Origin of the sequence: Kitasatospora sp. NPDC127111 (genome assembly GCF_042677465.1) — a bacterium.
Taxonomy (GTDB): domain Bacteria; phylum Actinomycetota; class Actinomycetes; order Streptomycetales; family Streptomycetaceae; genus Kitasatospora.
Map to the genome: position 1 here is coordinate 22,461 of NZ_JBHXTG010000078.1, position 22,020 is coordinate 44,480.

Here is a 22,020-nt window from a genome sequence, read left to right on the forward strand (position 1 = left end):
GTCGCCGGGGGCGCGGCGGTCAGTGGGTCTTCGGCTCGACCCGGGCGACCACGGCGCGCGGGCGGCCCGGGTGCGCGGCCGTGAAGGCCGCGTACAGCGCCTCGTGGTCGCGCCCGTCCACGGTCTCGGCCGACCAGCCCTCCGCGGCGAAGCGCGCCGCGATGCCGCCCTGCCAGCCGTGCGTGGCCGAGGAGTTGTCGATGACGACGACGTGCAGCCGGTCCAGCCCGGTCGCGCCGGCGAAGGCGACCGCCTCGTGGTTGGAGCCCTCGTCGAACTCGGCGTCCCCGAGCAGCACCCAGACCGCCGGGTCGGTGAGGCCCTGGGCGCGCAGCCCGAGCGCGGTGCCGACGCCGAGCGGCAAGCCGTGGCCGAGCGAGCCCGAGGCGATCTCCACCCCGGGCACCAGCATCCGGTCCGGGTGGTGGCCGAGCGGCGAGTCGTACCCGCCGAAGCCGGGCAGCACCGCCGGGTCGAGGAAGCCCTTGGCGGCGAGCACGGCGTAGTACGCCATCGGGCCGTGGCCCTTGGAGAGCAGGAAGCGGTCGCGGCCCTGGTCCTCGGCGGTGGCCGGGGTGACCCGCAGCACGCGGTCGTAGAGCACCCAGAGGGCGTCCAGGGTGGAGGTGGCGGCCGGGCCGTGCTTCTCGTCGCCGGTCATCAGGCTCATCAGGCCCGGGAGGTCCGCGAACCCGGTCGCGGCAGGGGCGTTCTCCGTCTGCGTCGTCATGCCCACGATGCTGCAACTTGAAGTCGACTTGAAGTCAAGCCCGCTACAGTGAGCCCATGAGCGCACCCGAGCCCGCCATCGCACCGAACCGGCACGACCTGCTCACCATCGGCCAGCTCTCCGAGCGCAGCGGCCTCGCCACCTCGGCCCTGCGCTACTACGAGAAGCTCGGCCTGATCCACGCCGGCCGCACCACCGGCGGCCAGCGCCGCTACACCCGCGGCACCCTGCGCCGGGTCGCCTTCGTCCGCGCCGCCCAACGGGTCGGGCTCTCGCTGGAGGAGGCCAAGGCCGCCCTCGACCGCCTCCCCGAGCACCGCGCCCCCACCGGCACCGAGTGGGACGGCGTCGCCGCGTCCTGGCAGAACCGCATCGACGAGCAGATCGCCGGACTCGAACGCCTGAAGGCCAAGCTCAGCGGCTGCATCGGCTGCGGCTGCCTCTCCCTCAACCGCTGCGCCCTCTACAACGCCGGCGACCGCGCCGCCGACGGCGGCCCCGGCGCCCGCTACCTCCTCCCCGAGCCCGGCGCGGAGCCCGCCCGCGGGTCCGGCTCCTCCCCGGCCGCGCAGGGCGCCTGCGCCGGCTGAGGCACCCGTCGGCCGACCGCGCCGCCATCGGCGGACTCCGGCGTTCGGGTGATCCTCCGTCCGGGCTGACCGGCGGACGGCCCGGCAGGCTCTAGGGTCTGTCTTCAAGCTCCCGTCGTCCGCCCGGAGGGCGGGCGGGGCGGCGTCGGGGTGCGTGCATCGCAAGGCGGAGGAGGGAGCCACTGCGGTGGGGGCACCTCCCGGCCGAAGGCTGGGGGCCACTGGCGACCGACGACAACGCGGCGAGGTGCGTGCCCCGGCGTCGCCCCGCAGGCGGGAGCTTGAAGACAGACCCTAGCGTGGGCGGGTCGCCGCAGGTAGCGAAGCTGGAGCAGCTGATGACCTTCCGTTCTTCCCGTGCATGGCGGACCACCCTCGCCGTCGGTGCGGCCGTGTGGCTGCTGCTCGGCACCGCCGGCTGCTCCAGCGACGGCGGCGGGGGCGGGACCGCGAGCGCCTCGCCGTCGGCGCCGGCGTCGGCACCGTCTTCCCCGTCCGCGACCCCGTCCTCCCCGGTCTTCACCTCCGCGACGCCCGCCCCCGCGACGTCCGCCCCCGCGACCGCGGTGACCGTGACGATCAAGGACTTCCTGTTCCACCCCGACACCCTCACCGTGGCACCCGGCACGAAGATCACCGTCACCAACCAGGACAGCGCCGAACACACCCTGACCGCCGTCACCCCCGGCAAGGAGTTCGACACCGGGCTGCTCGCCAAAGGCCAGTCGGCGACGATCACCGCGCCGTCCACCCCCGGCTCGTACCCGTTCCACTGCGACGTCCACCCGAACATGAAGGGCACGCTCGTCGTCCGATGACGGCCGGCCGGCGCCGGCTCACTCCGGGCGCGGGTCGGAGCGGAGCAGGCTGTAGCGGACGATGTCGCGCCACTGGCCGTCGCGGAAGACCAGGCTGCGCTGCACGCCCTCGCGACTGAAGCCGCACTTCTCCAGGGCGCGTTGCTCGGCGAGGTTGGCGGTCTCGGTGTCCGCCTCCAGCCGGACCACCGGCGAATGCGCGAACAGGTAGTCCACGAGCAGGCGTTGGGCCCGCGTCCCGATGCCCCGGCCGCGCGCGTCCGGCGCCAGCTGGATGCCGATGTTCCAGTACGGCGCGGCCGGCACCACCGCCGCCCGCCGCCAGGCGACGAACCCGCGGAACTCGCCACCGGTGACCACCGCCAGCTGGGACTGCTCCGCGCCCAGCAGCCCGTTCTCCGCCCAGGTGCGCCGCAGTCGCCCGGGATCCGACCACCCGTACCACTGCAGCGGCCCGATCGCGGCGGGGTCGTGGACGAGCCGTTCGAGAGCCGTCAGATCGGCCTCGGATATCGGGCGCAGGAGCACCTGTTCGTCAGTCATGCGGCCACCGTAGAACGCCGGTTGGGGTGCCGGCGGGCTCAGAGCGCCGCGGCGACGGCCGCGGCGACGAAGACCACCTGCAGCGCGGTGCGGGCCGGCAGCGGGGTCACCGGCTTCCCGGCGAGGGTCAGCCCACTGCGGGCCGCGTGCACGTTGGCCGGGAACATCGCGAGCATGAGCAGCGCCAGACCCGCGGCGGCGAACGGCGCGAGCGGGGGGAGGAGCAGCCCGGCCGCGCCGGCCAGTTCCAGGACGCCGGTGAGCGTGATCAGCAGCTCGGGGCGCGGGAGCGCGGGCGGGACCATGGCGGCGAAGTCCCGCCGCCACGCCGGCAGGAAGTGCGGCACACCGGTGGTGACGAACATCAGCGCGAGGCCGCCGCGTAGGGCGGGCTGCCAGGCGTCGAGGCCGTCGACGGCGACCAGGCCGAGCACGCGCAGCACGGCGAAACCACCGACGAGAGCAATGAGCGGGACCATCCCGAACCTCCGATCGAGCCATCTTGTCACTGGCAAGATTGGCGTGGGCGGGTAATCTTGTCAATGCCTAGATACGGGTGGACTGCCACCCCGAGCGACTGGAGAGCAGCGGTGGGACAGACCGATCAGCCGAGTTATCACCACGGGAACCTGCGCCGCGCCGTACTGGACGCCGCCCTGGAGGCCATCGCCGAGTCCGGCCCGTCCGGGTGGAGCCTGCGCGAACTCGCCCGGCGCGCGGGCGTTTCGCACGCGGCGCCGGCGCATCACTTCGGGGACAAGACGGGCGTGCTGACGGCGGTGGCCGCGGAGGGCTTCGAGCTGTTCGCGGACAGTCTGGAGCGGGCGGCCGGCGACCCGTTCGGCTCGGGCGTGGCGTACGTGCGGTTCGCCGTCGACCACCGGCCGTATTTCGAGGTGATGTTCCGGCCCGAGCTGTACCGGGCCGACGACCCCACCATGGCGGCGGCCCGGGAACGCGCGGGCGCGGTGCTGGCCGCCAGCTCGCGCAAGCTGTCCCCGGGCGAGGGCACCGACCGCACGACGACGATCGCCGCTTGGTCGCTGGCCCACGGCTTCGCCGGCCTCTGGCTGAGCGGCGCCCTCCCCGAGAGCGCGGACGGCGACGTCGAGGAGCTCGCCCGCGCAGTGCTCCGGCTGGTGTTCGCCCGCGAGTGAGCACCGGCGCGCGACGGCCCCCGGAGCAGGAAGTCGGCCGGTCCGACTTCCTGCTCCGATTCCTGCTCCGAGCCGTGGGCGCTCAGCGGGGGTGGGAGCCGATGCGGCGGATCACCGGTCACCCTCCCCGGTGGTCCAGCGGATGCGCAGGTGGTGGGCGCTCCCGGGGAGGATGACCGGGAGGGAGAGCGGACCCGTGCGGTCGAGGTACTCGGCGACGAAGCGGTCGGCGGACGGGCCGGTGAGGTAGCGCTCGAACCACTGCCACTGGGGTCTGCCGAGCGGGTGGAACTGGAGGGCGGCCCAGAGGGAGTCGAGGGCCGTGCCGAGAAGCGGGTGGGTCGTCGGCGGCATGATCCCGGTGATCTCGACCGTGACGAGGCGGGCCTCCCTCACGCGGCACGCTCCCCGGCGGTGAGGTCGTCCGGGCCGATCTCCGCCCAGACGATCTTTCCGACGCCCACCCGGGGGCAGCAACCCCAGCGGCTGGACAGGGACTTGACGAGGATCAGGCCGCGTCCGCACTCGTCCTCGGCGCCGGCGGAACGGAGGACGGGCTCGCGGTCCGCCCGGGCGTCGTGGACCTCGATCCGGAGCCGGACCGGGGTGAGGTCGAGCACCAGCAGCACCCTGTTCCCGGGCGGCGTGCCGTGCGTGATGGCGTTGGTCACCAGCTCGGAGACGAGCAACAGCCCGGTGTCGGCGAACCGTTGACCGTCCGGCGCGTCGGCGAGCAGCTTTTCGAGCCGGCGCCGCGCCTCGACCGGCGAGCGATGGCTGCGCGGCAGCCAGCAGTCGGCCCGGGCGACGGGGGGCGGGGCGGTGATTTCGGACATGGGGGAGCCACCTTCCAGGCGCAGTGGAGTGAAGGCGAGTTGGCGGAGCAGGACGACCGGGAGAAGACAAAGGAATGCCCGGCGAGCAACCGCCCTTGATCACTCAGACGAACCGTCGAGCTACTCCCTGTAGCATGCTCCGCGATGGCGCCACTTCGCAAGCGCCAGTCTGCGCAATTGCGCGCCATCGCAAGACTCTTGTGATCACAGAGGGAGGTGGCAGACTGTGACTCGACGTCAACCAAGAGGGAGCTTCGACAGTGGACAGTCCGACTGTGCTGCGGCGTAGGCTCGGCTCTGAGCTGCGACGCCTACGCGAGCGCGCCGGACTCCAGGCCAAGACCGCAGCCGACACACTGCGGTTCAGCGCGACGAAGATCTCCCGAATCGAGTCCGGTCAGACGACGCTGAAGGAATCGGACGTTCGCGCCATGCTCGAACTGTATGGCGTCACTGACGAGGCGGAGTTGCGACAGTTCATCTCGCTGACCCGTCGGAGCACGCAGCGGGGCTGGTGGCACGACTACGGCGACGCCCTCCCAGACTGGTTCCAGACGTACGTCGGAATGGAAGCGGATGCCTCAGGCATTCGGGCCTATGAAACCGAGTTGGTTCCAGGGCTCTTCCAAACGCCTGACTACGCCCGCGCCTTGTTCCAGATCGCACCGTCCGGGCACACCGCGGAAGAGATCGAGCGCCGCGTCAAGCTTCGGATTCAGCGGCAAGAAGTATTCAAGCGGCCCGATCCACCCACAGTCCGAGCGATCCTCAACGAATCAGTCCTTCGCCGACCGGTCGGCGGGGCGGAGACCATGCGCGGACAGATCAAGCACCTCATCGAGCTCGCAGGGAATTCGAGCGTCACGGTCCAGATACTTCCGTTCAGTGCCGGGACTCACGCCTCCATGAGCATGGCGTTCCACATTCTCTCCTTCGCCGATGTGCCTGGCGACATCGTCTACGTCGAGGCCTTGACGAGCAGCCTCTACATCGAGAAGGAGTCGGACATCGCCCGCCATGAGCGTGTGTTCAACCAGCTCGCTGCAGCTGCGATGAGCGCCGACGATTCCCTGTCCTGGATGCACGAGCTAGTTACGGAGAGGCAAAAATGACAACTCACCCGGCATGGCGCAAGAGCAGCTACAGCGGCAGCGAGGGCGGAAACTGCATCGAGGTCGCCGATGGCGTGCCCAACGCCGTCCCCGTCCGGGACAGCAAGGACCCCGGTGGGCCCGTCCTCACCTTCGCCGCCGACGCCTGGCAAGCCTTCATCGACGCCATCCGCGCCGGCGAGCTCTGATCCGGCGCACAGCCCCCGCGCCTTGTTCGGCGCGGGGGCTGTAGTGAAAGCGTTATCCGGCCCCTCGAAAACAAGTCCTCGCCGCCCACCCAGAACGGCCCTTTGACGGCCCTTCAGTCGGGTCGCGCGGAGCGCACGGGGTGCCCCCGAGGAGACGGATCCGGCGCCGCGCAGGAGCGGCTTCTCGGCCCTCCACAGGCACCCCCACCACCACCCCTGACCAGGGATTTCCCCCTCCCCACTCACTAAAATTCACAGCAGCGGACAACCACGCGTCCGCCCGTGCAAGGGGGCTGTGAATGCATCGCGACATCCGTACCACCGAAGACGTCCTGCGCCTGCTGGACCGGCTCTTCCTCCCCGAGGCCGACCGCTGGACGGCCGACGCCTCCGGCTGGTGGGACACCTTCTACTCCGACCGCACCGCCGACCGCCCCTTCTTCGTCCCCAAGCCCGACGAGAACCTCGTCTCCTACCTCGATCGCGGCCTGCTCGCCGCTCCCGGCCGCGTCCTCGACCTCGGGTCGGGCCCCGGCCGCAACGCCATCCACCTCGCCTCGCTCGGCTTCGACGTCGACGCCGTCGACCTCTCCCCCACGGCCGTCGCCTGGGCCGAGGAGCGGGCCAAGGAGGCAGGCGCCGACGTCCGGTTCCACTGCGGCAACATCTTCGACGTCGAACTCCCGCACGCGCAGTACGACCTGGTGTACGACTCGGGCTGTCTGCACCACCTGCCGCCGCACCGCCGGGTCAGCTACCTCGCCCTGCTGGACCGCGTGCTGGCGCCCGGCGGCCACTTCGTGGTGAACGCCTTCGCCGCCGGCCGGATGGGCTCCGAACTCCCGGACGAGGAGCTGTACCGCAACGGCCGGCTGGACGGCGGGCTCGCCTACAGCCCGGACGAACTGCGCCACCTCTTCTCGGACTTCACCGAGGTCGAGCTCCGCCCGATGGAGCCGCAGCCCGCCGAGTCGCCACTGTTCGGCATCCCGGTGCTGCTCACCGCCCTCTTCCGGCGCCCCACCGCCGCCGACTGATGCCCGGCACCCTCCCAAGCCCCACCTCAAGGACGGCACCGTCATGGCCCTGGTCCGGGGCGTCCCGGCGGGCGCGGCTGATCACGCGGCGCCACCGCCCCGCTGCTTCCACTCGCGGTGATGCCCTAGCGTGATCCACGAAAGGGGGCCGCCATGACGATCGAACAGATACCGAACCCCGTCGCGCCCACCGGCAATTCCCTCCTCCTCGACCCCGCCCTGCCGTTCCCCGAGCGGGTCGCCGCGGCGGCCCGCGCCTGGGTGGACGGGGGCCGTGGCACGGCCGGGCTGGTGGACGGGCGGGCCTTCTTCGCCCTCCGCTGCTGGCAGGTGGCCGGGGTGGACCGGGGCGAGACGTTCGGCGAACCGACCCTGTCCTACCTGAAGCACGCCTACGACGCCCTCGGCGGCCGCTTCGGCTGGGACCTGATGCTGCGACAGCGGGTCGTCTGCGCCTGCCACGGCGACACCTGGCGGCTGGAGAACATCGAGGTCTGCCTCGGGTGCCTGCGCTTCCTCTGCTACCAGCTCGACGGCCCGTGCTGCGCGGGCGCCGAGATCGTCGGCTGAGGCCCGCCCGCCGGCCGGCCGGTCGTCAGCCGGCCAGCAGCCGCGCCAGCAGCGCCGCCGGCCCCTCCGGGAGGCTGCCGTGCACCAGCTCCGTGCGGTGGACCAGCCGCGGCTCCCGGACCGGGACCGCCGCGACGCCCGCCGCGCCGTCGAGCGCCGTCGCGGGCAGCACCGCCAGCCCGTGGCCGGCCGCGACCAGCGCGAGCAGCCCCCGGACGTCGGTGCCCAGGTAGCGGGCGGCGGGCCGGAAGCCGTCGACCCCGGTGGCCGCGCGCAGCCGGGCGGCGGTGGGGGCGAGGTCGGGGGCGTCCAGCCAGCGGGCGGCGGAGAGGTCGGCCAGGGCCAGTCCGCGGTGGCCGGCCAGCGGGTGGCCGGCCGGGAGGGCGACGGCGAGCGGCTGCTCGCCCACCGCGACCGTGCCGAGCGGGCCGACGTCCGGGAGCGGCAGCGGGTCGCTGGGGGCGGCGAGGCCGTCGATCAGGGCGAGGTCCACCTCACCGGTGGCGACCAGGGCGGGCAGCACCTCCTGCGCCACCACCCGGACCACGAGCTCCACCCGCGGGTACTCCCGGCGCACCTCGGCGAGCACGCGCCCGAGTTCCGCACCGACCGCCAGCGGGGTGGCGCCGAGCAGCAGACGGGCGCTCGGGGCACCGGCCAGGCGGGCGACGTCCGCGCGCGCCGCGTCCAGTCGCACCAGCAGCGGGCCGGCGTGCTCCAGCAGGCGCGCGCCGGCCTCGGTCGGGCCGACCGGCCGGCGGACCAGCAGGCTCGTACCGAGGTCCGCCTCCAGCGCCGCGATCTGCTGCGAGACGGCGGACTGGGTGTAGCCGAGCTCGCGGGCCGCCTCGGAGAAGGAGCCTAGCCGGACCACGGTGACGAAGGTGCGCAGCTGCTGCGGATCCACGGTTATCAGAACCTCTGATCGACGAGTCAGAAATCATCGTTGGCGCTGATGCCCAGCGCGGGGCCAGGATAGCCGCATGACCTACCAGACCCCCCGCATCGCCCTCGTCGGCGACCGCTCTCCCGCCGTCCGCTCGCACGCCCGCATCCCCGGTCTGCTCGACGCGCTCGCCACCCGCGACCAGCTCGTGCTGGACGCCTACTGGATCCCCACCGAGGACGCGGAGACGCCCGGCGTCCTCGACGGCTTCGACGCGATCTGGCTGCTCCCCGGCAGCCCGTACCGCAGCGAGGCGGGCGCGCTGGCCGCCGTCCGGACGGCCCGCGAGCGCGGCATCCCGTTCCTCGGCACCTGCGCCGGCTTCCAGCACGCGGTGGTGGAGTACGCGCGCAACGTCTGCGGCATCGACGGCGCCGCGCACGGCGAGAACCAGCCCGAGGAGGACGACCTGGTGATCGTGCCGCTCAGCTGCTCGCTGGTGGGGCACGAGGGCGCGGTGGAGATCGCGCCGGGCACGCTCGCCGAGCGCGTCCTCGGGACGACCCGCACGCAGGAGCGGTACCACTGCGCGTACGGGCTGAACTCCGCGTACCTGGACCGGCTGCGCGAGGGCGGCCTGCGGTTCAGCGGCGCGGACGACGCGGGCGACCTGCGGGTGCTCGAACTCCCGGGGCACCCCTTCTTCCTCGCCTCGCTGTTCCAGCCCGAGCTGGCCGGGGACGGCACCCGCGTCCACCCCGTCATCCGCGCCCTCGCCGCGGCGGCGGTCGAGTACGCGACCGCCCGGCAGGCTCCCGTGGCCGCCGGAGCCTGACCGCCGGGGCCGGGCCGCCGGTCTTGCGCGGCGAGGCCCGGCCGCCGCGGCCCGCCCGGCTCACATCGGCAGCGAGCGCAGCCGCACCGGCCCTTCCGGCCACGAGGCGCCGTCGTGCAGCGGCGTCCACATCGTGCGCAGCGGCATGACCACGACCCGCCCCTCGGGCTGTTCCACGTGGACGTCCACCGCCAGCTCCCGGAAACCGAGCCGCCGGTAGAGGCCGACCAGCTGCGGTCGGCAGAACAGCAGCGCGAACCGCGGGCCGAGCGTCCGTGCGTGGTCCAGCGCCGCGCCGACCACCGCGCGCGCCAGGCCGCGGCCGCGGACGTCCGGGGCGACGGCCACCCCGCCGACGCCCATCACCTCCAGGTCCACGCCGCCGACCGTGAACGGCAGCCGGAGCAGGCCGGAGTGGGCGATCAGGCGGCCGTCCCCGTCGCGGACGCCGAAGTGGATGTCCTTCGGCAACCAGCTGAGACCGGTGTGCGCGACACCGAAGTGGTCGTCGCCGACGCCGAAGATCTCCTCGATGTCGGCCGGGCCGTAGTCGGCGAGGGGCACCACGGCGGGGGGTTCGGAAGCTATGTGATCGGCCATCCCCCCATGATCACCGCTGCACCCGGTATCTGACCAGATCAGACCTGACGGCTCTTCAGCTGCTCCCAGACCTCGGCGACCCGGGGTACGAGCCGCTCCAGCGGGCCGCTGTTGTCGATCACCACGTCGGCGATCGCGAGCCGGTCGGCCCGGGTGGCCTGGGCGGCCATCCGGGCGCGGGCCTCGTCCTCGGCCATGCCGCGCAGCCGGACCAGCCGGTCGATCCGCACGTCGTCCTCGGCGTCGACCACCACCACCAGGTCGTACAGCGGTGCCAACCCGTTCTCGGCGAGCAGCGGGACGTCGTGCACCACGACCGCGTCCGGGGCGGCCGCGTCCTCCAGCTCGGCGGAGCGGGCCCGGACCAGCGGGTGGACGATCGCGTTCAGCGCCCGGAGCCGCTCGGGGTCGGCGAAGACGATCGCGCCGAGCGCCGGGCGGTCCAGCGAGCCGTCCGTCCGGAGCACCTGCGGACCGAACTCGGCGACCACGGCCTTCAGCCCGTCCGTCCCCGGGGCGACCACCTCGCGGGCGATCACGTCCGAGTCCACGATCACCGCGCCGTGGGCGGCGAGCAGCCGCGACACCTCGCTCTTGCCGGCGCCGATGCCGCCCGTCAGTCCGATCTTCAGCATGGCGTCAGGCTACCGGCGCCGCCCGCCCGCGTCAGCCCGCGGCCGGCCCCGCCTCCGCCTCCACCCCTGCCCCCGACGGCCCGCGCGTTCCCCGTCAGCCCAGGTCGAGGCCCTCGCCCTCCCCCAGGGTCCGCAGCTCCGCCCCCGTCCCGGGGCCGCCCGGGCCGACCAGCCGGGTGTGCACCGCCAGCCCGGCCGGGCTGAGCACCGCGTCGTGCACCGGCACCGCCTGCCGCGGGCCGGCCTCCCGGACGTAGTCGATCAACTCGGAGACCTTGGTCCACGGCCCGGCGATCGGCAGCAGCAGCGTCTCCACCGGGTGCGGCGGCACGGTCAGCGCGTCGCCGGGGTGGAAGAGCCGGCCGTCGAAGAGGAAGCCGACGTTCTTCACCCGCGGGATCTCCGGGTGGATCACGGCGTGCCACTCGCCGTGCACCGACACCCCGATGCCGCCCACCTCGAAGGCGTCGCCCTCGCCGACCGCCGTCACCCGCTGGGCCACCCCGTCCAGCCGGGCGGCGACCGCGCTGTTGGTCCACACCCGCAGCGCCGGGTCGGCCGCGAGGGCCTCGCGCAGCCGGGCCTCCTCGAAGTGGTCGACGTGCTCGTGGGTGATCAGCACCGCGTCCGCGCCGGCGAGGGCGGCGGGGTCGGTGAACATCCCCGGGTCGACGACGACGGTGGTGCCGTCGTGCTCCAGGCGTACGCAGGCGTGTCCGTATTTGGTGATTCGCACGGGGAAAAACATACAGCAAGACTGCACAGTTTCGCTGCACATCTCGCCGGTAGGATTCTCCTGTGAACAGCCCGCTGAACAACCCGCACCCCGAGACCCTCGAACTCGCCGCCGACCTGCGCAGCGCCATCGGCGAGCTGGTCCGCGCCCTGCGCCCCGGCGACGAGCTGCCGCAGAACCAGGCCGGCGTCCTCGGCCTGCTGGTCCGCGACGACCGCGCGTACACCGTCGCCGAACTGGCCGCCCGGCAGCGCGTCCGGCACCAGTCGATGGCCCGCACGGTCGCCCTGCTCACCGAGGCCGGCCTGGTCACCCAGCAACCGCACGCCACCGACCGCCGCAAACTGCTGGTCACCGCCACCGAGGAGGGCCGCACCGCCCTGTACGAGCAGCGCGCCCGCCGCGAGGCGCGGATCGCCACCGCCATCGAGGCCCACCTCACCCCCGAGGACCGGGAGACCCTGCGCACCGCCGTCACCCTGCTCCGCCGCCTGGCCTGACCACCCCCGCCCGGCCGCGACCCCGGCCGGCTGGCCCCCTCCCCCGGCCCGGTGATCATGGAATCCACGGTGACCCCTAGACTTCCGAGCCATGACAAACCGGGTGGGGAGAGAGTACGAGGCGATGCGCGCGCACTTCTTGCGCGCCGCCGCGGACCGGGGATTCACGCTGGACCCGGCCCAGGAGGCCCCGGTCGAGCGGCTGAGCCGGCTCGCCGGGGAGCTGGCGCACCCGGCCTGGCGACTACGGCGCCCGCCGCGTCACCTCTATCTGTGGGGCCCGGTCGGCCGGGGCAAGAGCTGGCTGGTGGACACCTTCCTCGACGGCCTCCCCACCCCGCGCAAGCGGCGTCTGCACTTCCACGACTTCTTCCGCCGGCTGCACGGAGGCGTCGCCCGGCACGCCGACGACCACCAGGGCGGCGCGGCGGTGGACCGGGCCGTGGACGAGCTGCGCGGTGACTGCCGGGTCCTGGTCTTCGACGAGTTCCACGCCCACGACGCCGGCGACGCGATGCTGGTCGCCCGGCTCTTCCACACCCTGCTGGAGCGCCGGATCACCCTCGTGACCACCTCCAACTACCCGCCGGCCGGGTTGATGCCGAACCCGCTGTACCACCACCTCTTCGAGCCGACGATCCGGCTGATCGAGGAGCGGATGGACGTCCTCGACGTCTCCGGGCCGGAGGACTTCCGCCGGCGCTCCCGGCCCGGCCACAGGCCCCGGTTCGCGCAGGGCGCCCGGCTGGACCCGGGCGGGGAGGCCGCGGCCGGACTCGTCCCGCCCGGGCCCGGCGAGGCCGGCCCGGTCGCCGCCCACCACCGCGAGCTGCCGGCCCGGGCGGTCCGTGACGGCTTGGTCTGGTTCGGCTTCGAAGAGCTGTGCGAGGGCCGCACCGCCGTGCCCGACTACCTGGCGCTCGCCGAGCGCTTCCCCACCCTCGTCCTCGACGGCGTCCCGCCGCTCACCGGGGCGTCCCCCGAGGCCCGGCAACGCTTCGCCAACCTGGTCGACGTCTGCTGCGACCGCGACGTCCGGCTGCTCCTGATCGGCACCGACCCGATGGCCGGCCTCTCCCCGGAGGCGCCCCTGCTGCGCGACCTCGACCGCACCGCCAGCCGCCTCGCCCTGCTGCGCGGACCCGAAACCGGGTGACCCAAGCCGGCCGACCGCGACCGGACGGACGACGCGTCGCCCCGGCGGAATCCCGCCGGGGCGACGCGTGACGTCCGCACGACCCTAGGAAGCCGCGGCCACCAGGTCCTTCGCCGGGCGCTGCGCCGGCAGGACGGCCGGCTCGATCGCCGGGAGCTCGACGTGCTCGCTCAGGCCGAAGCGGTTGTGCAGGCGGCGCAGCGGGGCGGGGGCCCACCAGTTGAACTCGTTGAAGAAGCTCATCGTGGCCGGCACGAGCAGACAGCGGACCAGCGTGGCGTCGACGGCCACGGCGACGGCCAGCGCGATGCCCATCTGCTTGACCATCAGCATGTCGCCGAGCGCGAACCCGGCGAAGACGATCACCATCAGCAGCGCCGCCGAGGTGATGATCTTCCCGCTGCGCTGGACGCCCAGCTCCACCGACCGGGCGTTGCCGTGGCCCCGGTCGCGCAGCTCCTTGATCCGGGCGAGCAGGAAGACCTCGTAGTCCATCGACAGCCCGAACGCGAACGCGAAGACCAGCACCGGGATGAAGGTCTCCAGCCCGCCCGCGGGGCTGAAGCCGAGCAGTCCGCTGAACCACCCGTCCTGGAAGACCAGGGTGAGCGCGCCGAGCGAGGCGCCCAGCGAGAGCAGGTTCATCAGCAGGGCCTTGACCGGCATCACCACCGAGCCGGTCATCAGGAAGAGCAGCACCAGCGTGCCGAGCGCGACCAGGCCGAGGGCGATCGGGCCCCTGGTGAGCAGCTCGTGCTGGAAGTCGACCACCGAGGCCGCGCCGCCGGTGACATGGGTGGTGAGCCCGCCGCGGTCGGCCCGCAGCTCCTTCACCACCTGCTTGGCCTGCCCGCCCTGCGGGTCGCCGTGCACCAGCACGTCGACGGTGGAGACCGTGTCGCTCACCGGGGTCACCGCCCGGACGCCGCTGACGCCGGGGAGCTTGGCGACCACCTCGTCCGCGTACGCCTGGGCGACGGCGGCGCCGCCCTCGACCACCACGGTGATCGGGGCCGCCGAGGCCTGCGGGAAGCGCTGGTCGATGGTGTCGGCGACCTGTCGGCCGGCCGAGGTGGCGGGCAGCACGGCGGCGCCCGAGCTGCGCATGTCGGCGTGCAGGAACGGCGCGCCGGCGGCCATCAGCAGGGCGACGCAGGCGAGCGCGACGGGCACCGCGCGCTTGCGCACCCGGCGGACGGTGCGGCTGAAGAAGCCCTCGTCGGGGACGGGCGCGGTGGGGGTCTTGATCCGGTTGCCGGCGAAGCCGAGCAGGGCGGGTACGAGGGTGATCGCGGCGGCGACGGCGATGACCACCACGCTGACCCCGGCGGCGGCCACCGCGCCGAGGACGGGGCTGGTGAAGACGAAGAGGCCGGAGAGCGCGACGGCGACGGTCAGCCCGGAGAAGGCGACCGTCCGGCCGGCGGTGGCGGCGGTCCGTTCGACGGCCGCGGCGATGCCCGCGCCGTGGCCGCGTTCCTCGCGGAAACGGTTCACCATGAGCAGCGCGTAGTCGATCGAGAGGCCGAGCCCGAGCACGGTGGCGATCGGCAGCACGCTGGTGTCGATGTCCATGATCTTGCTGAAGCCGAACATGGCCAGCAGCGCGCCGCCGACCGAGGCGACGGCGCCGATCACCGGCAGGCTGGCCGCGGCGAGGCCGCCGAAGACCAGCACCATGACGATCAGGGTGAGCGGCAGGGTGACGATCTCGCCGAAGCGGGTGTCCTTCTCGGTCTGCTTCTTGACCTCGTCCTGGAGGACCAGGTCGCCGCCGACCTTCACCTGGGCGCCGTCGGCCTCGATGTCCGCGAGCCGCTCGGTGACCGCCGCGGTCTGGGCGTCGGTGCTGCCGTCGGCCATCCGGACGGAGACCAGGCTCGCGTTGCCGTCGGCGGAGCGCAGCGCGGCGGCCCCCGGGCCGGGCGCGTAGGCGTCGGTGGCCGAGGAGACCCCCGGCAGCGCGGCGATCTCGGCGGTGGCCCGGGTGACGGCGTCCCGGACGGCCGGGTCGTCGACGGGTTTGCCGTCCACCACGGCGGTCACGGTGCCGCGGGCCGGGTCGGCGGCGGTGACCACCGCGCTCCCCCGGTCGGCCTCGGAGCTGGCCGAGGAGGCGCCGGCCACCGAGCCGGCGAAGACCCGCCCGCCGATCAGCACGCCTATGACGAGGATGACCGCCCAGAAGCCCAGCACCCAGCGCCGGTGCCGGAAGCAGAACCGGCCGATGGCGGCAAGGCGTCCGTCGACCTTCGGGTCGGCGGACGTGCGGGAGGGGGAGGTCACTGCGGTGCTACGGCGCATGTGCGGGGGGTGCCTAGCTTTCGGGGCCGGGTGAGCGGCCCATCGGGCAACTCCCCCCAAGGTAGGGCCTTGGTCCCGAAACGCCCATAGCGATCCGATGAGCCCCTAATCACAAAAATTGGTCCGATAAGGAACAAATAAGTGAACGGGAAAAACAATGAACCCCACTCGGAATACCGAGTGGGGTTCATCGGTGACGCTACGCGCTATCCAGCGCGCCGGGCGCTGTGCGCACCAGCGGGGTCAGAGCTTCAGCTCTGGCCACCGGCCAGCTTCTCGCGCAGGGCGGCCAGGGCCTCGTCCGAAGCGAGAGCGCCGGAGCCCTCGTCGCTGCTGGAGGAGTACGAGCCACCGGCGGCGGCGGCGACGGCGTCGCCACCCTCGGCAGCGGCCTCGGCGTCGGCCTCACGGCTCTTGATGACCTGGGCCTGGTGCTGCTCGAAGCGGGCCTGCGCCTCGGCGTACTGGCGCTCCCACTCCTCACGCTGCTTCTCGAAGCCGGGCAGCCAGTCGTTCGCCTCGGGGTCGAAGCCCTCCGGGTAGATGTAGTTGCCCTGGTCGTCGTACGAAGCGGCCATGCCGTACAGGGTCGGGTCGAACTCGACCTCGGCCGGGTTGGCACCGAGGGCCTCGTTGGCCTGCTTCAGCGAGAGGCTGATGCGACGACGCTCGAGGTCGATGTCGATGACCTTGACGAAGATCTCGTCGCCGACCTGGACGACCTGCTCCGGGATCTCGACGTGGCGCTCGGCCAGCTCGGAGATGTGGACCAGACCCTCGATGCCCTCGTCCACGCGGACGAACGCACCGAACGGAACCAGCTTGGTGACCTTACCCGGAACGACCTGGCCGATCTGGTGGGTACGGGCGAACTGCTGCCACGGGTCCTCCTGGGTCGCCTTCAGCGACAGGGAGACGCGCTCGCGGTCCATGTCGACGTCGAGAACCTCGACGGTGACCTCCTGGCCGACCTCGACGACCTCGGACGGGTGGTCGATGTGCTTCCAGGACAGCTCGGAGACGTGCACCAGACCGTCCACGCCACCCAGGTCCACGAAGGCACCGAAGTTGACGATGGAGGAGACGACGCCGGAGCGCACCTGGCCCTTCTGCAGGGTGGTGAGGAAGGTCTGGCGGACCTCGCTCTGGGTCTGCTCCAGCCAGGCACGGCGGGACAGCACCACGTTGTTGCGGTTCTTGTCCAGCTCGATGATCTTGGCCTCGAGCTCCTTGCCCACGTAGGGCTGGAGGTCGCGGACACGACGCATCTCGACGAGCGAGGCCGGCAGGAAGCCACGGAGGCCGATGTCGAGGATGAGACCACCCTTGACGACCTCGATGACGGTACCGGTGACGATGCCGTCCTCTTCCTTGATCTTCTCGATCGTGCCCCAGGCACGCTCGTACTGAGCGCGCTTCTTGGACAGGATGAGACGACCCTCCTTGTCCTCCTTCTGGAGAACCAGGGCCTCGATGTTGTCACCGACGGAGACGACCTCGTGCGGGTCAACGTCGTGCTTGATCGAGAGCTCACGGGACGGGATGACGCCCTCGGTCTTGTAACCGATGTCGAGGAGCACCTCGTCACGGTCGACCTTCACGATGACGCCCTCGACGATGTCGCCATCGTTGAAGTACTTGATGGTCTCGTCGATCGCGGCGAGGAACGCGTCCGCGTCGCCGATGTCGTTGACCGCGACCTGCGGGGTGGTGCTGGTGGAGGAGTCGGTGGGGCTCGTCATTAGGAAAAGGGCTCCGGTACGGACATGAAGTCGTAGGTAATGCCACGCGGAGGGCCCGTATCGCTCCCACCGAAAGCCGGACAGCCAAGAACACGGCGCACCGTCCGTTCCCGAGTACCGGGAACCGGCGTCCGTCTTGCGACCGTGGGGTCTTCGACAGATGCGAGCGCGACCTGCTCCGTCCGAGGCGCGCAGGCCCGCAGCGCAACTTGTAGCATACGGGGACGGCCAGGCACGGTCAACGCCAAGAGAGGCAAGACGGTGGAGGCCGGTATGGATCAGGCCATATCCTCCGATTGCGCACCTCACGGTGGCGGCCGCAGGGACCTTTCCCCGGATGCCACCGCCCGATCCGGGCCCTCACGGGCCGGGTCGCGGCAGCGGCGCTTCCGCAGACCACACCCTACGCGATGGGCATTATCACCGTGGCCACCACCCCCCTCCCCGACGCCCACGATCTTGACGACGACGGCGACGACGCGGTACGGCGCGACGCCGAGGCCGGCGAGAGCAGCCGGGCCAGCCGGCACTGGTGGGACCGCAACGCCGACGAGTACCAGGACGAGCACGGCGAGTTCCTCGGCGACGACCGGTTCACCTGGTGCCCCGAGGGCCTGGACGAGGCCGAGGCCCGGCTGCTCGGCGAGGTCGAGGGCCGGACGGTGCTGGAGATCGGCGCCGGCGCCGCCCAGTGCTCGCGCTGGCTCGCCCGGCAGGGCGCCCGGCCGGTGGCCCTGGACATCTCCTTCCGTCAGCTCCAGCACTCCCTCCGGATCGACCTCGCCCGCGACACCCCGCCGGTCCCGGTGGTCCAGGCCGACGCGGCCGTCCTGCCGTTCGCCGACGGCTCCTTCGACCTGGCCTGCTCCGCCTACGGAGCGGTGCCGTTCAGCGCCGACACCGCCGCCCTGATGCGCGAGGTCCACCGGGTGCTGCGGCCCGGCGGGCGCTGGGTCTTCTCGGTGACCCACCCGATCCGGTGGGCCTTCCCCGACGAGCCGGGCGTCGAGGGCCTGACCGCCGTCGCCTCGTACTTCGACCGCACCCCGTACGTCGAGCAGGACGAGCAGGGGCGGGCCACCTACGTCGAGCACCACCGCACGATCGGGGACCGGGTGCGCGAGCTGGTCGGCGCCGGGTTCCGGCTGCTCGACCTGGTCGAGCCGGAGTGGCCCGCCGGGCACGAGCAGGAGTGGGGCGGCTGGTCCCCGCTGCGCGGCCGGCTGATCCCCGGGACGGCGATCTTCGTCGCCGAGCGGGACTGAGCCGAGCGGGACCGAGCCGGACGGAACCGAGCGGGGCGGGACGGGGGCGCCGGGACGGGGTGCCGGGGGCGGGGCCGCGGGACGCCGCGGAGCTGGAGGACACTACTGCGGTGAACCCCGCCTGGCGCGACCTGCCCGTCCGAACCGCCCTGCCCGCCCTGCACCGCGCGCTCGACGCGGACGGCGTCGCCGTGCTGGCCGCCCCGCCCGGCACCGGCAAGACCACGCTGGTCCCGCTCGCCCTGGCCGGCCTGCTCGGGGACGGCCGCCCGGTGCGCCGCGTCCTGGTCGCCGAGCCGCGCCGGCTGGCCGTGCGCGCCGCGGCCCGGCGGATGGCCTGGCTGCTCGGCTCGACCGTCGGCGCCCAGGTCGGCCTCACCGTGCGCGGCGAGCGCAGGGCCGGGCCGGACACCGTGGTCGAGGTGGTCACCACCGGCGTACTGCTGCAGCGGCTCCAGCGCGACCAGGAGCTGACCGGCGTGGACGTGGTCGTGCTGGACGAGTGCCACGAACGTCACCTCGACGCCGACACCGCGCTCGCCTTCCTGCTGGACGTCCGGGCCGCGCTCCGCCCGGACCTGGGCATCGTCTGCGCCTCGGCCACCTCCGACACCGCGGCCTGGGCCGAGCTGCTCGGCGGCGCCCCCGTCGTCGAGGCGCACGGCGTCGCCCACCCCGTCGAGACGGTCTGGGCGCCGCCGCCGCGCGCCGTCCGGCCCGCCCACGGCACCCGGGTCGACCCGGCGCTGCTGGAACACGTCGCCGCCACCGTCCGGCGGGCGCTCGCCGAGAGGGACGGGGACGTGCTCTGCTTCCTGCCCGGCGTCGGCGAGATCACCCGGGTGGCCGGGCTGCTCGGCGGCGTGCCGGCCGAGGTGCTCCAACTGCACGGCCGGGCCCCGCAGGCCGTCCAGGACGCCGCCCTCGCCGCCTCCACGGCGCGCCGCGTCGTACTCGCCACCGCCGTCGCCGAGTCCTCGCTCACCGTGCCGGGAGTACGGATCGTGGTCGACGCCGGTCTGGCCCGCGAGCCGCGCACCGACCACGCCCGCGGCCTGGCCGGCCTGGTCACCGTCCGCGCCTCGCTGGCCGCCGCCCGCCAGCGGGCCGGCCGCGCCGGCCGCGAGGCCCCCGGCACCGTCTACCGCTGCTGGGCCGAGGCCGAGGACGCCCTCGCCGCCCGCTACCCCACGCCCGAGATCGCTCTCGCCGACCTCACCCCGTTCACCCTCCAGGCCGCCTGCTGGGGCGACCCGGACGCCACCGGCCTCACCCTGCCCGACCGCCCCCCGGCCGGCGCGATGGCCGCCGCCCGGCAGACCCTGCGGGCGCTCGGCGCCGTCGACGCCGACGGACGGGCCACCCCGCGCGGCGTCCGGCTCGCCCGCACCGGGCTGCACCCCCGGCTCGCCCGCGCCCTGGCCGACGGCGCCCCGGCGGTCGGCGCCCGGCGGGCCGCCGAGGTGGTGGCCCTGCTGTCCGAGGAACCTCCGCGCGCCCTCGGCGACGACCTCGGCGCGGTGTGGCGGCTGGTCCGTTCGGGCAACGACCCCTACGCGGGCCGCTGGCGCGAGGAAGTCCGCCGCCTCCTGCGCGCCACCGGTTCCGAAGCCGTCACCGACCTCCCCGACTCCACCGCGGTCGGCCTCGTCGTCGCCCTGGCCTTCCCCGAGCGGATCGCCCGCGCCCGGGTGGAGCGACCGGCCCCCGGCGAGCGCAGCCCCTACCTGATGGCCTCCGGCACCGCCGCCGAACTCGCCCCCGGCACCGCCCTCGGCGCCCTGCCCTGGCTGGCCGTCGCCGTCGCCGACCGCCCCGCCGGCTCCCCGTCCGCGCGCGTCCTGCACGCCGCCGCCCTCGACGAGGACACCGCCCGCCGGGCGGGCGCACCGCTGCTCACCGACCGCGCCGAAGTGCACTGGGACACCCGCCGCGCCGAAGTCGTCTCCCGCCGGGTCGAATCCCTCGGTGCGATCGAACTCGCCGAGCAGCCACTCGACCGCCCCGCTCCCGCCCTCGTCCGGGCCGCCCTCCTCGAAGGCCTCACCCGCGAGGGCGTGAGCACCCTGCTGACCTGGCCCACCCCCGGCCTGCGCGAACGCCTCGCCTTCCTCCGCACCGCGATCGGCGACCCGTGGCCGGACGTCTCCGACGCCGCGCTCCTCGACCGCGCCGAGGAGTGGCTGGAACCCGAACTCTCCCGCGCCCGCCGCCGCGCCGACCTCGCCCGGATCGACACCACCGCCGCCCTGCAACGCCTCCTCCCCTGGTCCACCGGCGACGCCGCCCGCCTGGACGAACTCGCCCCCGAACGCATCACCGTCCCCAGCGGCTCGAAGATCCGCGTCGACTACAGCACCGAACGCCCGGTCCTGGCCGTCAAGTTGCAGGAACTCTTCGGCTGGACCACCGCCCCCGCCCTGGCCGGCGGCCGCGTCCCGCTGACCATCCACCTGCTCTCCCCCGCCGGCCGCCCCGCCGCCGTCACCGGCGACCTGGAGAGCTTCTGGCGCAACGGCTACCACGCCGTCCGCGCCGACCTCCGCGGCCGTTACCCCCGCCACCCCTGGCCCGAGGACCCGACCACCGCCGAACCCACCCGCCGCACCAACGCCCGGAAGTAGCGCCCCCGTTCGGCAGCGAGCACGGGAGGCCCCGCTCCCCGTCGACGGGAGCAGGGCCTCGGACACGTGCGGGATTCGTCAGACGTCGCCGAACTCGCCGAAACGGACGGCCGTCACGAGCGGCCAGGCATCCGCCCCCGTGCGGTCATCGACGGAAGCGCTGCCGGCCGCGCGCGTGGGAAGTCGGCCCCACCGACTTCCCACGCGGCACGAGCCCCGGTCGGCGCATCACGGGGGTGCGGACCGGCCGGCTTCGGCGCCACGCTGTCGCTCAGGAGGAGGCCCACCAGGTCGAGGGCGTCGCGACCGTGTAGCCCAGCGACTCGTACAGCGGCCTGCCGAGCTTCGAGGCGGTGAGCGTGGCCGGCAGGTCCGCCAGGTGGGCGAGGGCGCCGAGCATGACGGCCCGGCCCACGCCGCGCGACCGGAACGCCGACGACGTACTGACCCAGTAGTGGCTGCCGACGCCGTCGGCCAGGACGCTGACACAGGCTCCCGCGGCCACGCTGTCGACGGTGGCGATGAACACGTCCACGCCCGGCTGTTCGATCAGTGCCGTCGGGAAGAGTTCGCCGGGGCGGTAGGGCTCGAATCCGTCCAGTTCGAAGCCCTCGATCACGACCCGCTCGGCCGTCTGGAGGTCCTCGGACCGCCGCACCCGGATCACGTCCAGGGCCGGTTCGCCGACGGGCCCGGGCAGGCGCAGCATGATCGGCATCTGCCAGTTGCGCAGGCCCAGGTGGCTCAGATCGGTCGAGCTGAACGGGTCCTCGACGTTGGCCGCCCCCGCGGCCCCGCGTACCAGCTCGCTCACCTCGGCCAGTTCACCCGGGTCGAGGTCGGGTTCCTGGATCAGGATCCGCAGACCCGCTCGCTCGTCGCCGTCGACGGCGACGAATCCGCGGCGCCGGATCACCTCGTGCCCCCGGCTTCGGCCGGTGGCGGTCCAGAAGGCGGCGGAGTTGCGGGCCTGACGCATCGGCGCCTCGGCCAAGGACAGGGGCTGTTCGGTCGAAGTGGATCCCGTTGTCATTGTGCCTACGCTAGTACGGAATTGACCGACCACCTGGGCCAATTCCGTGCGAGCCACCGGGCCGGGCCGCTTGGCGGACCGGCGGAGCGTAGCGGCGGGCCCGGGCGCCGAAGCGCCCGGGCC

The 22,020-nt window shown here is 73.4% G+C and carries 24 protein-coding genes; 12 read left to right on the forward strand and 12 right to left on the reverse strand.

Annotation, left to right across the window (positions count from 1 at the left end; all coding sequences use genetic code 11):
- Positions 1–19: 19 nt before the first annotated feature.
- Positions 20–730, reverse strand: a complete 711-nt coding sequence (locus ACFVHB_RS33380; RefSeq protein ID WP_380329688.1) for a transketolase — start codon at positions 728–730, stop codon at positions 20–22.
- 56 nt (positions 731–786) lie between these two features.
- Here ACFVHB_RS33380 and soxR point away from each other — a divergent pair, with 56 nt between their 5' ends.
- Both soxR and ACFVHB_RS33390 read left to right on the forward strand, forming a co-directional pair.
- Positions 787–1,320, forward strand: coding sequence for a redox-sensitive transcriptional activator SoxR (soxR, locus tag ACFVHB_RS33385; RefSeq protein ID WP_380329690.1), 534 nt, complete (start codon positions 787–789; stop codon positions 1,318–1,320).
- Between the two features lie 338 nt (positions 1,321–1,658).
- Complete coding sequence (locus tag ACFVHB_RS33390) at positions 1,659–2,138, forward strand: cupredoxin domain-containing protein (RefSeq protein WP_380329692.1); 480 nt, start codon at positions 1,659–1,661, stop codon at positions 2,136–2,138.
- 18 nt (positions 2,139–2,156) lie between these two features.
- Here ACFVHB_RS33390 and ACFVHB_RS33395 read toward each other — a convergent pair whose 3' ends face one another.
- Both ACFVHB_RS33395 and ACFVHB_RS33400 read right to left on the reverse strand, forming a co-directional pair.
- Positions 2,157–2,681, reverse strand: coding sequence for a GNAT family N-acetyltransferase (locus ACFVHB_RS33395; RefSeq protein ID WP_380329694.1), 525 nt, complete (start codon positions 2,679–2,681; stop codon positions 2,157–2,159).
- Between the two features lie 38 nt (positions 2,682–2,719).
- The gene (locus ACFVHB_RS33400; RefSeq protein WP_380329696.1) at positions 2,720–3,160 is read right to left on the reverse strand and encodes a DoxX family protein; all 441 of its coding nucleotides are present in this window, start codon (positions 3,158–3,160) and stop codon (positions 2,720–2,722) included.
- Positions 3,161–3,223: 63 nt separating this feature from the next.
- Here ACFVHB_RS33400 and ACFVHB_RS33405 point away from each other — a divergent pair, with 63 nt between their 5' ends.
- The gene (locus tag ACFVHB_RS33405) at positions 3,224–3,838 is read left to right on the forward strand and encodes a TetR/AcrR family transcriptional regulator (protein ID WP_380329698.1); all 615 of its coding nucleotides are present in this window, start codon (positions 3,224–3,226) and stop codon (positions 3,836–3,838) included.
- A gap of 111 nt (positions 3,839–3,949) precedes the next feature.
- On the opposite strand, the gene ACFVHB_RS33410 is transcribed toward ACFVHB_RS33405, so the two are convergent.
- Positions 3,950–4,234, reverse strand: a complete 285-nt coding sequence (locus ACFVHB_RS33410) for a hypothetical protein (RefSeq protein WP_380329700.1) — start codon at positions 4,232–4,234, stop codon at positions 3,950–3,952.
- Positions 4,231–4,674 (reverse strand): ATP-binding protein, encoded by a 444-nt coding sequence (locus ACFVHB_RS33415; RefSeq protein WP_380329702.1) that lies wholly within the window; start codon positions 4,672–4,674, stop codon positions 4,231–4,233. Before ACFVHB_RS33415 ends, ACFVHB_RS33410 begins: the two co-directional genes overlap by 4 nt.
- A 260-nt stretch (positions 4,675–4,934) precedes the next feature.
- Here ACFVHB_RS33415 and ACFVHB_RS33420 point away from each other — a divergent pair, with 260 nt between their 5' ends.
- The 4 genes from ACFVHB_RS33420 (at position 4,935) to ACFVHB_RS33435 (ending at position 7,581) form a co-directional block, all read left to right on the forward strand.
- A complete protein-coding gene (locus tag ACFVHB_RS33420; protein WP_380329703.1) occupies positions 4,935–5,786 on the forward strand; it encodes a helix-turn-helix domain-containing protein in 852 nt (283 codons plus the stop codon).
- Positions 5,783–5,974, forward strand: a complete 192-nt coding sequence (locus tag ACFVHB_RS33425) for a DUF397 domain-containing protein (RefSeq protein ID WP_380329705.1) — start codon at positions 5,783–5,785, stop codon at positions 5,972–5,974. Before ACFVHB_RS33420 ends, ACFVHB_RS33425 begins: the two co-directional genes overlap by 4 nt.
- Positions 5,975–6,273: 299 nt before the next feature.
- A complete protein-coding gene (locus ACFVHB_RS33430) occupies positions 6,274–7,011 on the forward strand; it encodes a class I SAM-dependent methyltransferase (protein ID WP_380329707.1) in 738 nt (245 codons plus the stop codon).
- A gap of 153 nt (positions 7,012–7,164) precedes the next feature.
- Positions 7,165–7,581: a hypothetical protein gene (locus ACFVHB_RS33435; RefSeq protein ID WP_380329709.1), complete on the forward strand. Its 417-nt coding sequence runs from the start codon at positions 7,165–7,167 to the stop codon at positions 7,579–7,581.
- 25 nt (positions 7,582–7,606) lie between these two features.
- On the opposite strand, the gene ACFVHB_RS33440 is transcribed toward ACFVHB_RS33435, so the two are convergent.
- Positions 7,607–8,488: a LysR family transcriptional regulator gene (locus ACFVHB_RS33440; RefSeq protein ID WP_380329711.1), complete on the reverse strand. Its 882-nt coding sequence runs from the start codon at positions 8,486–8,488 to the stop codon at positions 7,607–7,609.
- A 76-nt stretch (positions 8,489–8,564) separates the two neighbouring features.
- Here ACFVHB_RS33440 and ACFVHB_RS33445 point away from each other — a divergent pair, with 76 nt between their 5' ends.
- A complete protein-coding gene (locus tag ACFVHB_RS33445) occupies positions 8,565–9,302 on the forward strand; it encodes a hypothetical protein (protein WP_380329713.1) in 738 nt (245 codons plus the stop codon).
- 60 nt (positions 9,303–9,362) lie between these two features.
- Here the strand turns inward: ACFVHB_RS33445 and ACFVHB_RS33450 are convergent, their stop codons facing one another.
- The 3 genes from ACFVHB_RS33450 to ACFVHB_RS33460 form a co-directional block, all read right to left on the reverse strand.
- Entirely contained in the window at positions 9,363–9,902 is a 540-nt protein-coding gene (locus ACFVHB_RS33450; protein WP_380329715.1) for a GNAT family N-acetyltransferase, read from the reverse strand.
- 38 nt (positions 9,903–9,940) lie between these two features.
- Complete coding sequence (coaE, locus tag ACFVHB_RS33455) at positions 9,941–10,537, reverse strand: dephospho-CoA kinase (protein WP_380329716.1); 597 nt, start codon at positions 10,535–10,537, stop codon at positions 9,941–9,943.
- Positions 10,538–10,631: 94 nt separating this feature from the next.
- Positions 10,632–11,273, reverse strand: coding sequence for an MBL fold metallo-hydrolase (locus tag ACFVHB_RS33460; RefSeq protein ID WP_380329718.1), 642 nt, complete (start codon positions 11,271–11,273; stop codon positions 10,632–10,634).
- 62 nt (positions 11,274–11,335) lie between these two features.
- Here ACFVHB_RS33460 and ACFVHB_RS33465 point away from each other — a divergent pair, with 62 nt between their 5' ends.
- The gene (locus ACFVHB_RS33465) at positions 11,336–11,773 is read left to right on the forward strand and encodes a MarR family winged helix-turn-helix transcriptional regulator (RefSeq protein ID WP_380329720.1); all 438 of its coding nucleotides are present in this window, start codon (positions 11,336–11,338) and stop codon (positions 11,771–11,773) included.
- Positions 11,774–11,864: 91 nt separating this feature from the next.
- The gene (gene zapE / locus ACFVHB_RS33470; RefSeq protein ID WP_380329722.1) at positions 11,865–12,929 is read left to right on the forward strand and encodes a cell division protein ZapE; all 1,065 of its coding nucleotides are present in this window, start codon (positions 11,865–11,867) and stop codon (positions 12,927–12,929) included.
- A gap of 84 nt (positions 12,930–13,013) precedes the next feature.
- Here the strand turns inward: zapE and ACFVHB_RS33475 are convergent, their stop codons facing one another.
- Both ACFVHB_RS33475 and rpsA read right to left on the reverse strand, forming a co-directional pair.
- The gene (locus ACFVHB_RS33475; RefSeq protein WP_380329724.1) at positions 13,014–15,233 is read right to left on the reverse strand and encodes an MMPL family transporter; all 2,220 of its coding nucleotides are present in this window, start codon (positions 15,231–15,233) and stop codon (positions 13,014–13,016) included.
- 251 nt (positions 15,234–15,484) lie between these two features.
- Positions 15,485–16,975, reverse strand: a complete 1,491-nt coding sequence (gene rpsA / locus ACFVHB_RS33480; protein WP_380329726.1) for a 30S ribosomal protein S1 — start codon at positions 16,973–16,975, stop codon at positions 15,485–15,487.
- A 410-nt stretch (positions 16,976–17,385) separates the two neighbouring features.
- Here rpsA and ACFVHB_RS33485 point away from each other — a divergent pair, with 410 nt between their 5' ends.
- Positions 17,386–18,240: a class I SAM-dependent methyltransferase gene (locus ACFVHB_RS33485; RefSeq protein ID WP_380329728.1), complete on the forward strand. Its 855-nt coding sequence runs from the start codon at positions 17,386–17,388 to the stop codon at positions 18,238–18,240.
- A gap of 110 nt (positions 18,241–18,350) precedes the next feature.
- On the forward strand, positions 18,351–20,864 hold the full coding sequence (gene hrpB / locus ACFVHB_RS33490) for an ATP-dependent helicase HrpB (protein ID WP_380329730.1): 2,514 nt from the start codon (positions 18,351–18,353) through the stop codon (positions 20,862–20,864).
- A 271-nt stretch (positions 20,865–21,135) separates the two neighbouring features.
- Here the strand turns inward: hrpB and ACFVHB_RS33495 are convergent, their stop codons facing one another.
- Positions 21,136–21,897: a GNAT family N-acetyltransferase gene (locus ACFVHB_RS33495; RefSeq protein WP_380329732.1), complete on the reverse strand. Its 762-nt coding sequence runs from the start codon at positions 21,895–21,897 to the stop codon at positions 21,136–21,138.
- Positions 21,898–22,020: the final 123 nt, after the last annotated feature.

Bases quoted from the DNA above. Each gene is read 5' to 3' on its own strand.
- ACFVHB_RS33380 (WP_380329688.1), bottom strand. From the start codon at position 730: ATGACGACGCAGACGGAGAACGCCCCTGCCGCGACCGGGTTCGCGGAC.
- coaE (WP_380329716.1), bottom strand. From the start codon at position 10,537: ATGCTGAAGATCGGACTGACGGGCGGCATCGGCGCCGGCAAGAGCGAG.
- ACFVHB_RS33475 (WP_380329724.1), bottom strand. From the start codon at position 15,233: ATGCGCCGTAGCACCGCAGTGACCTCCCCCTCCCGCACGTCCGCCGAC.
- ACFVHB_RS33450 (WP_380329715.1), bottom strand. From the start codon at position 9,902: ATGGCCGATCACATAGCTTCCGAACCCCCCGCCGTGGTGCCCCTCGCC.
- ACFVHB_RS33395 (WP_380329694.1), bottom strand. From the start codon at position 2,681: ATGACTGACGAACAGGTGCTCCTGCGCCCGATATCCGAGGCCGATCTG.
- soxR (WP_380329690.1), top strand. From the start codon at position 787: ATGAGCGCACCCGAGCCCGCCATCGCACCGAACCGGCACGACCTGCTC.
- ACFVHB_RS33400 (WP_380329696.1), bottom strand. From the start codon at position 3,160: ATGGTCCCGCTCATTGCTCTCGTCGGTGGTTTCGCCGTGCTGCGCGTG.
- ACFVHB_RS33405 (WP_380329698.1), top strand. From the start codon at position 3,224: ATGCCTAGATACGGGTGGACTGCCACCCCGAGCGACTGGAGAGCAGCG.
- ACFVHB_RS33445 (WP_380329713.1), top strand. From the start codon at position 8,565: ATGACCTACCAGACCCCCCGCATCGCCCTCGTCGGCGACCGCTCTCCC.
- ACFVHB_RS33430 (WP_380329707.1), top strand. From the start codon at position 6,274: ATGCATCGCGACATCCGTACCACCGAAGACGTCCTGCGCCTGCTGGAC.
- ACFVHB_RS33485 (WP_380329728.1), top strand. From the start codon at position 17,386: ATGGGCATTATCACCGTGGCCACCACCCCCCTCCCCGACGCCCACGAT.
- ACFVHB_RS33495 (WP_380329732.1), bottom strand. From the start codon at position 21,897: ATGACAACGGGATCCACTTCGACCGAACAGCCCCTGTCCTTGGCCGAG.
- zapE (WP_380329722.1), top strand. From the start codon at position 11,865: ATGACAAACCGGGTGGGGAGAGAGTACGAGGCGATGCGCGCGCACTTC.
- ACFVHB_RS33390 (WP_380329692.1), top strand. From the start codon at position 1,659: ATGACCTTCCGTTCTTCCCGTGCATGGCGGACCACCCTCGCCGTCGGT.
- ACFVHB_RS33435 (WP_380329709.1), top strand. From the start codon at position 7,165: ATGACGATCGAACAGATACCGAACCCCGTCGCGCCCACCGGCAATTCC.
- rpsA (WP_380329726.1), bottom strand. From the start codon at position 16,975: ATGACGAGCCCCACCGACTCCTCCACCAGCACCACCCCGCAGGTCGCG.
- ACFVHB_RS33415 (WP_380329702.1), bottom strand. From the start codon at position 4,674: ATGTCCGAAATCACCGCCCCGCCCCCCGTCGCCCGGGCCGACTGCTGG.
- ACFVHB_RS33425 (WP_380329705.1), top strand. From the start codon at position 5,783: ATGACAACTCACCCGGCATGGCGCAAGAGCAGCTACAGCGGCAGCGAG.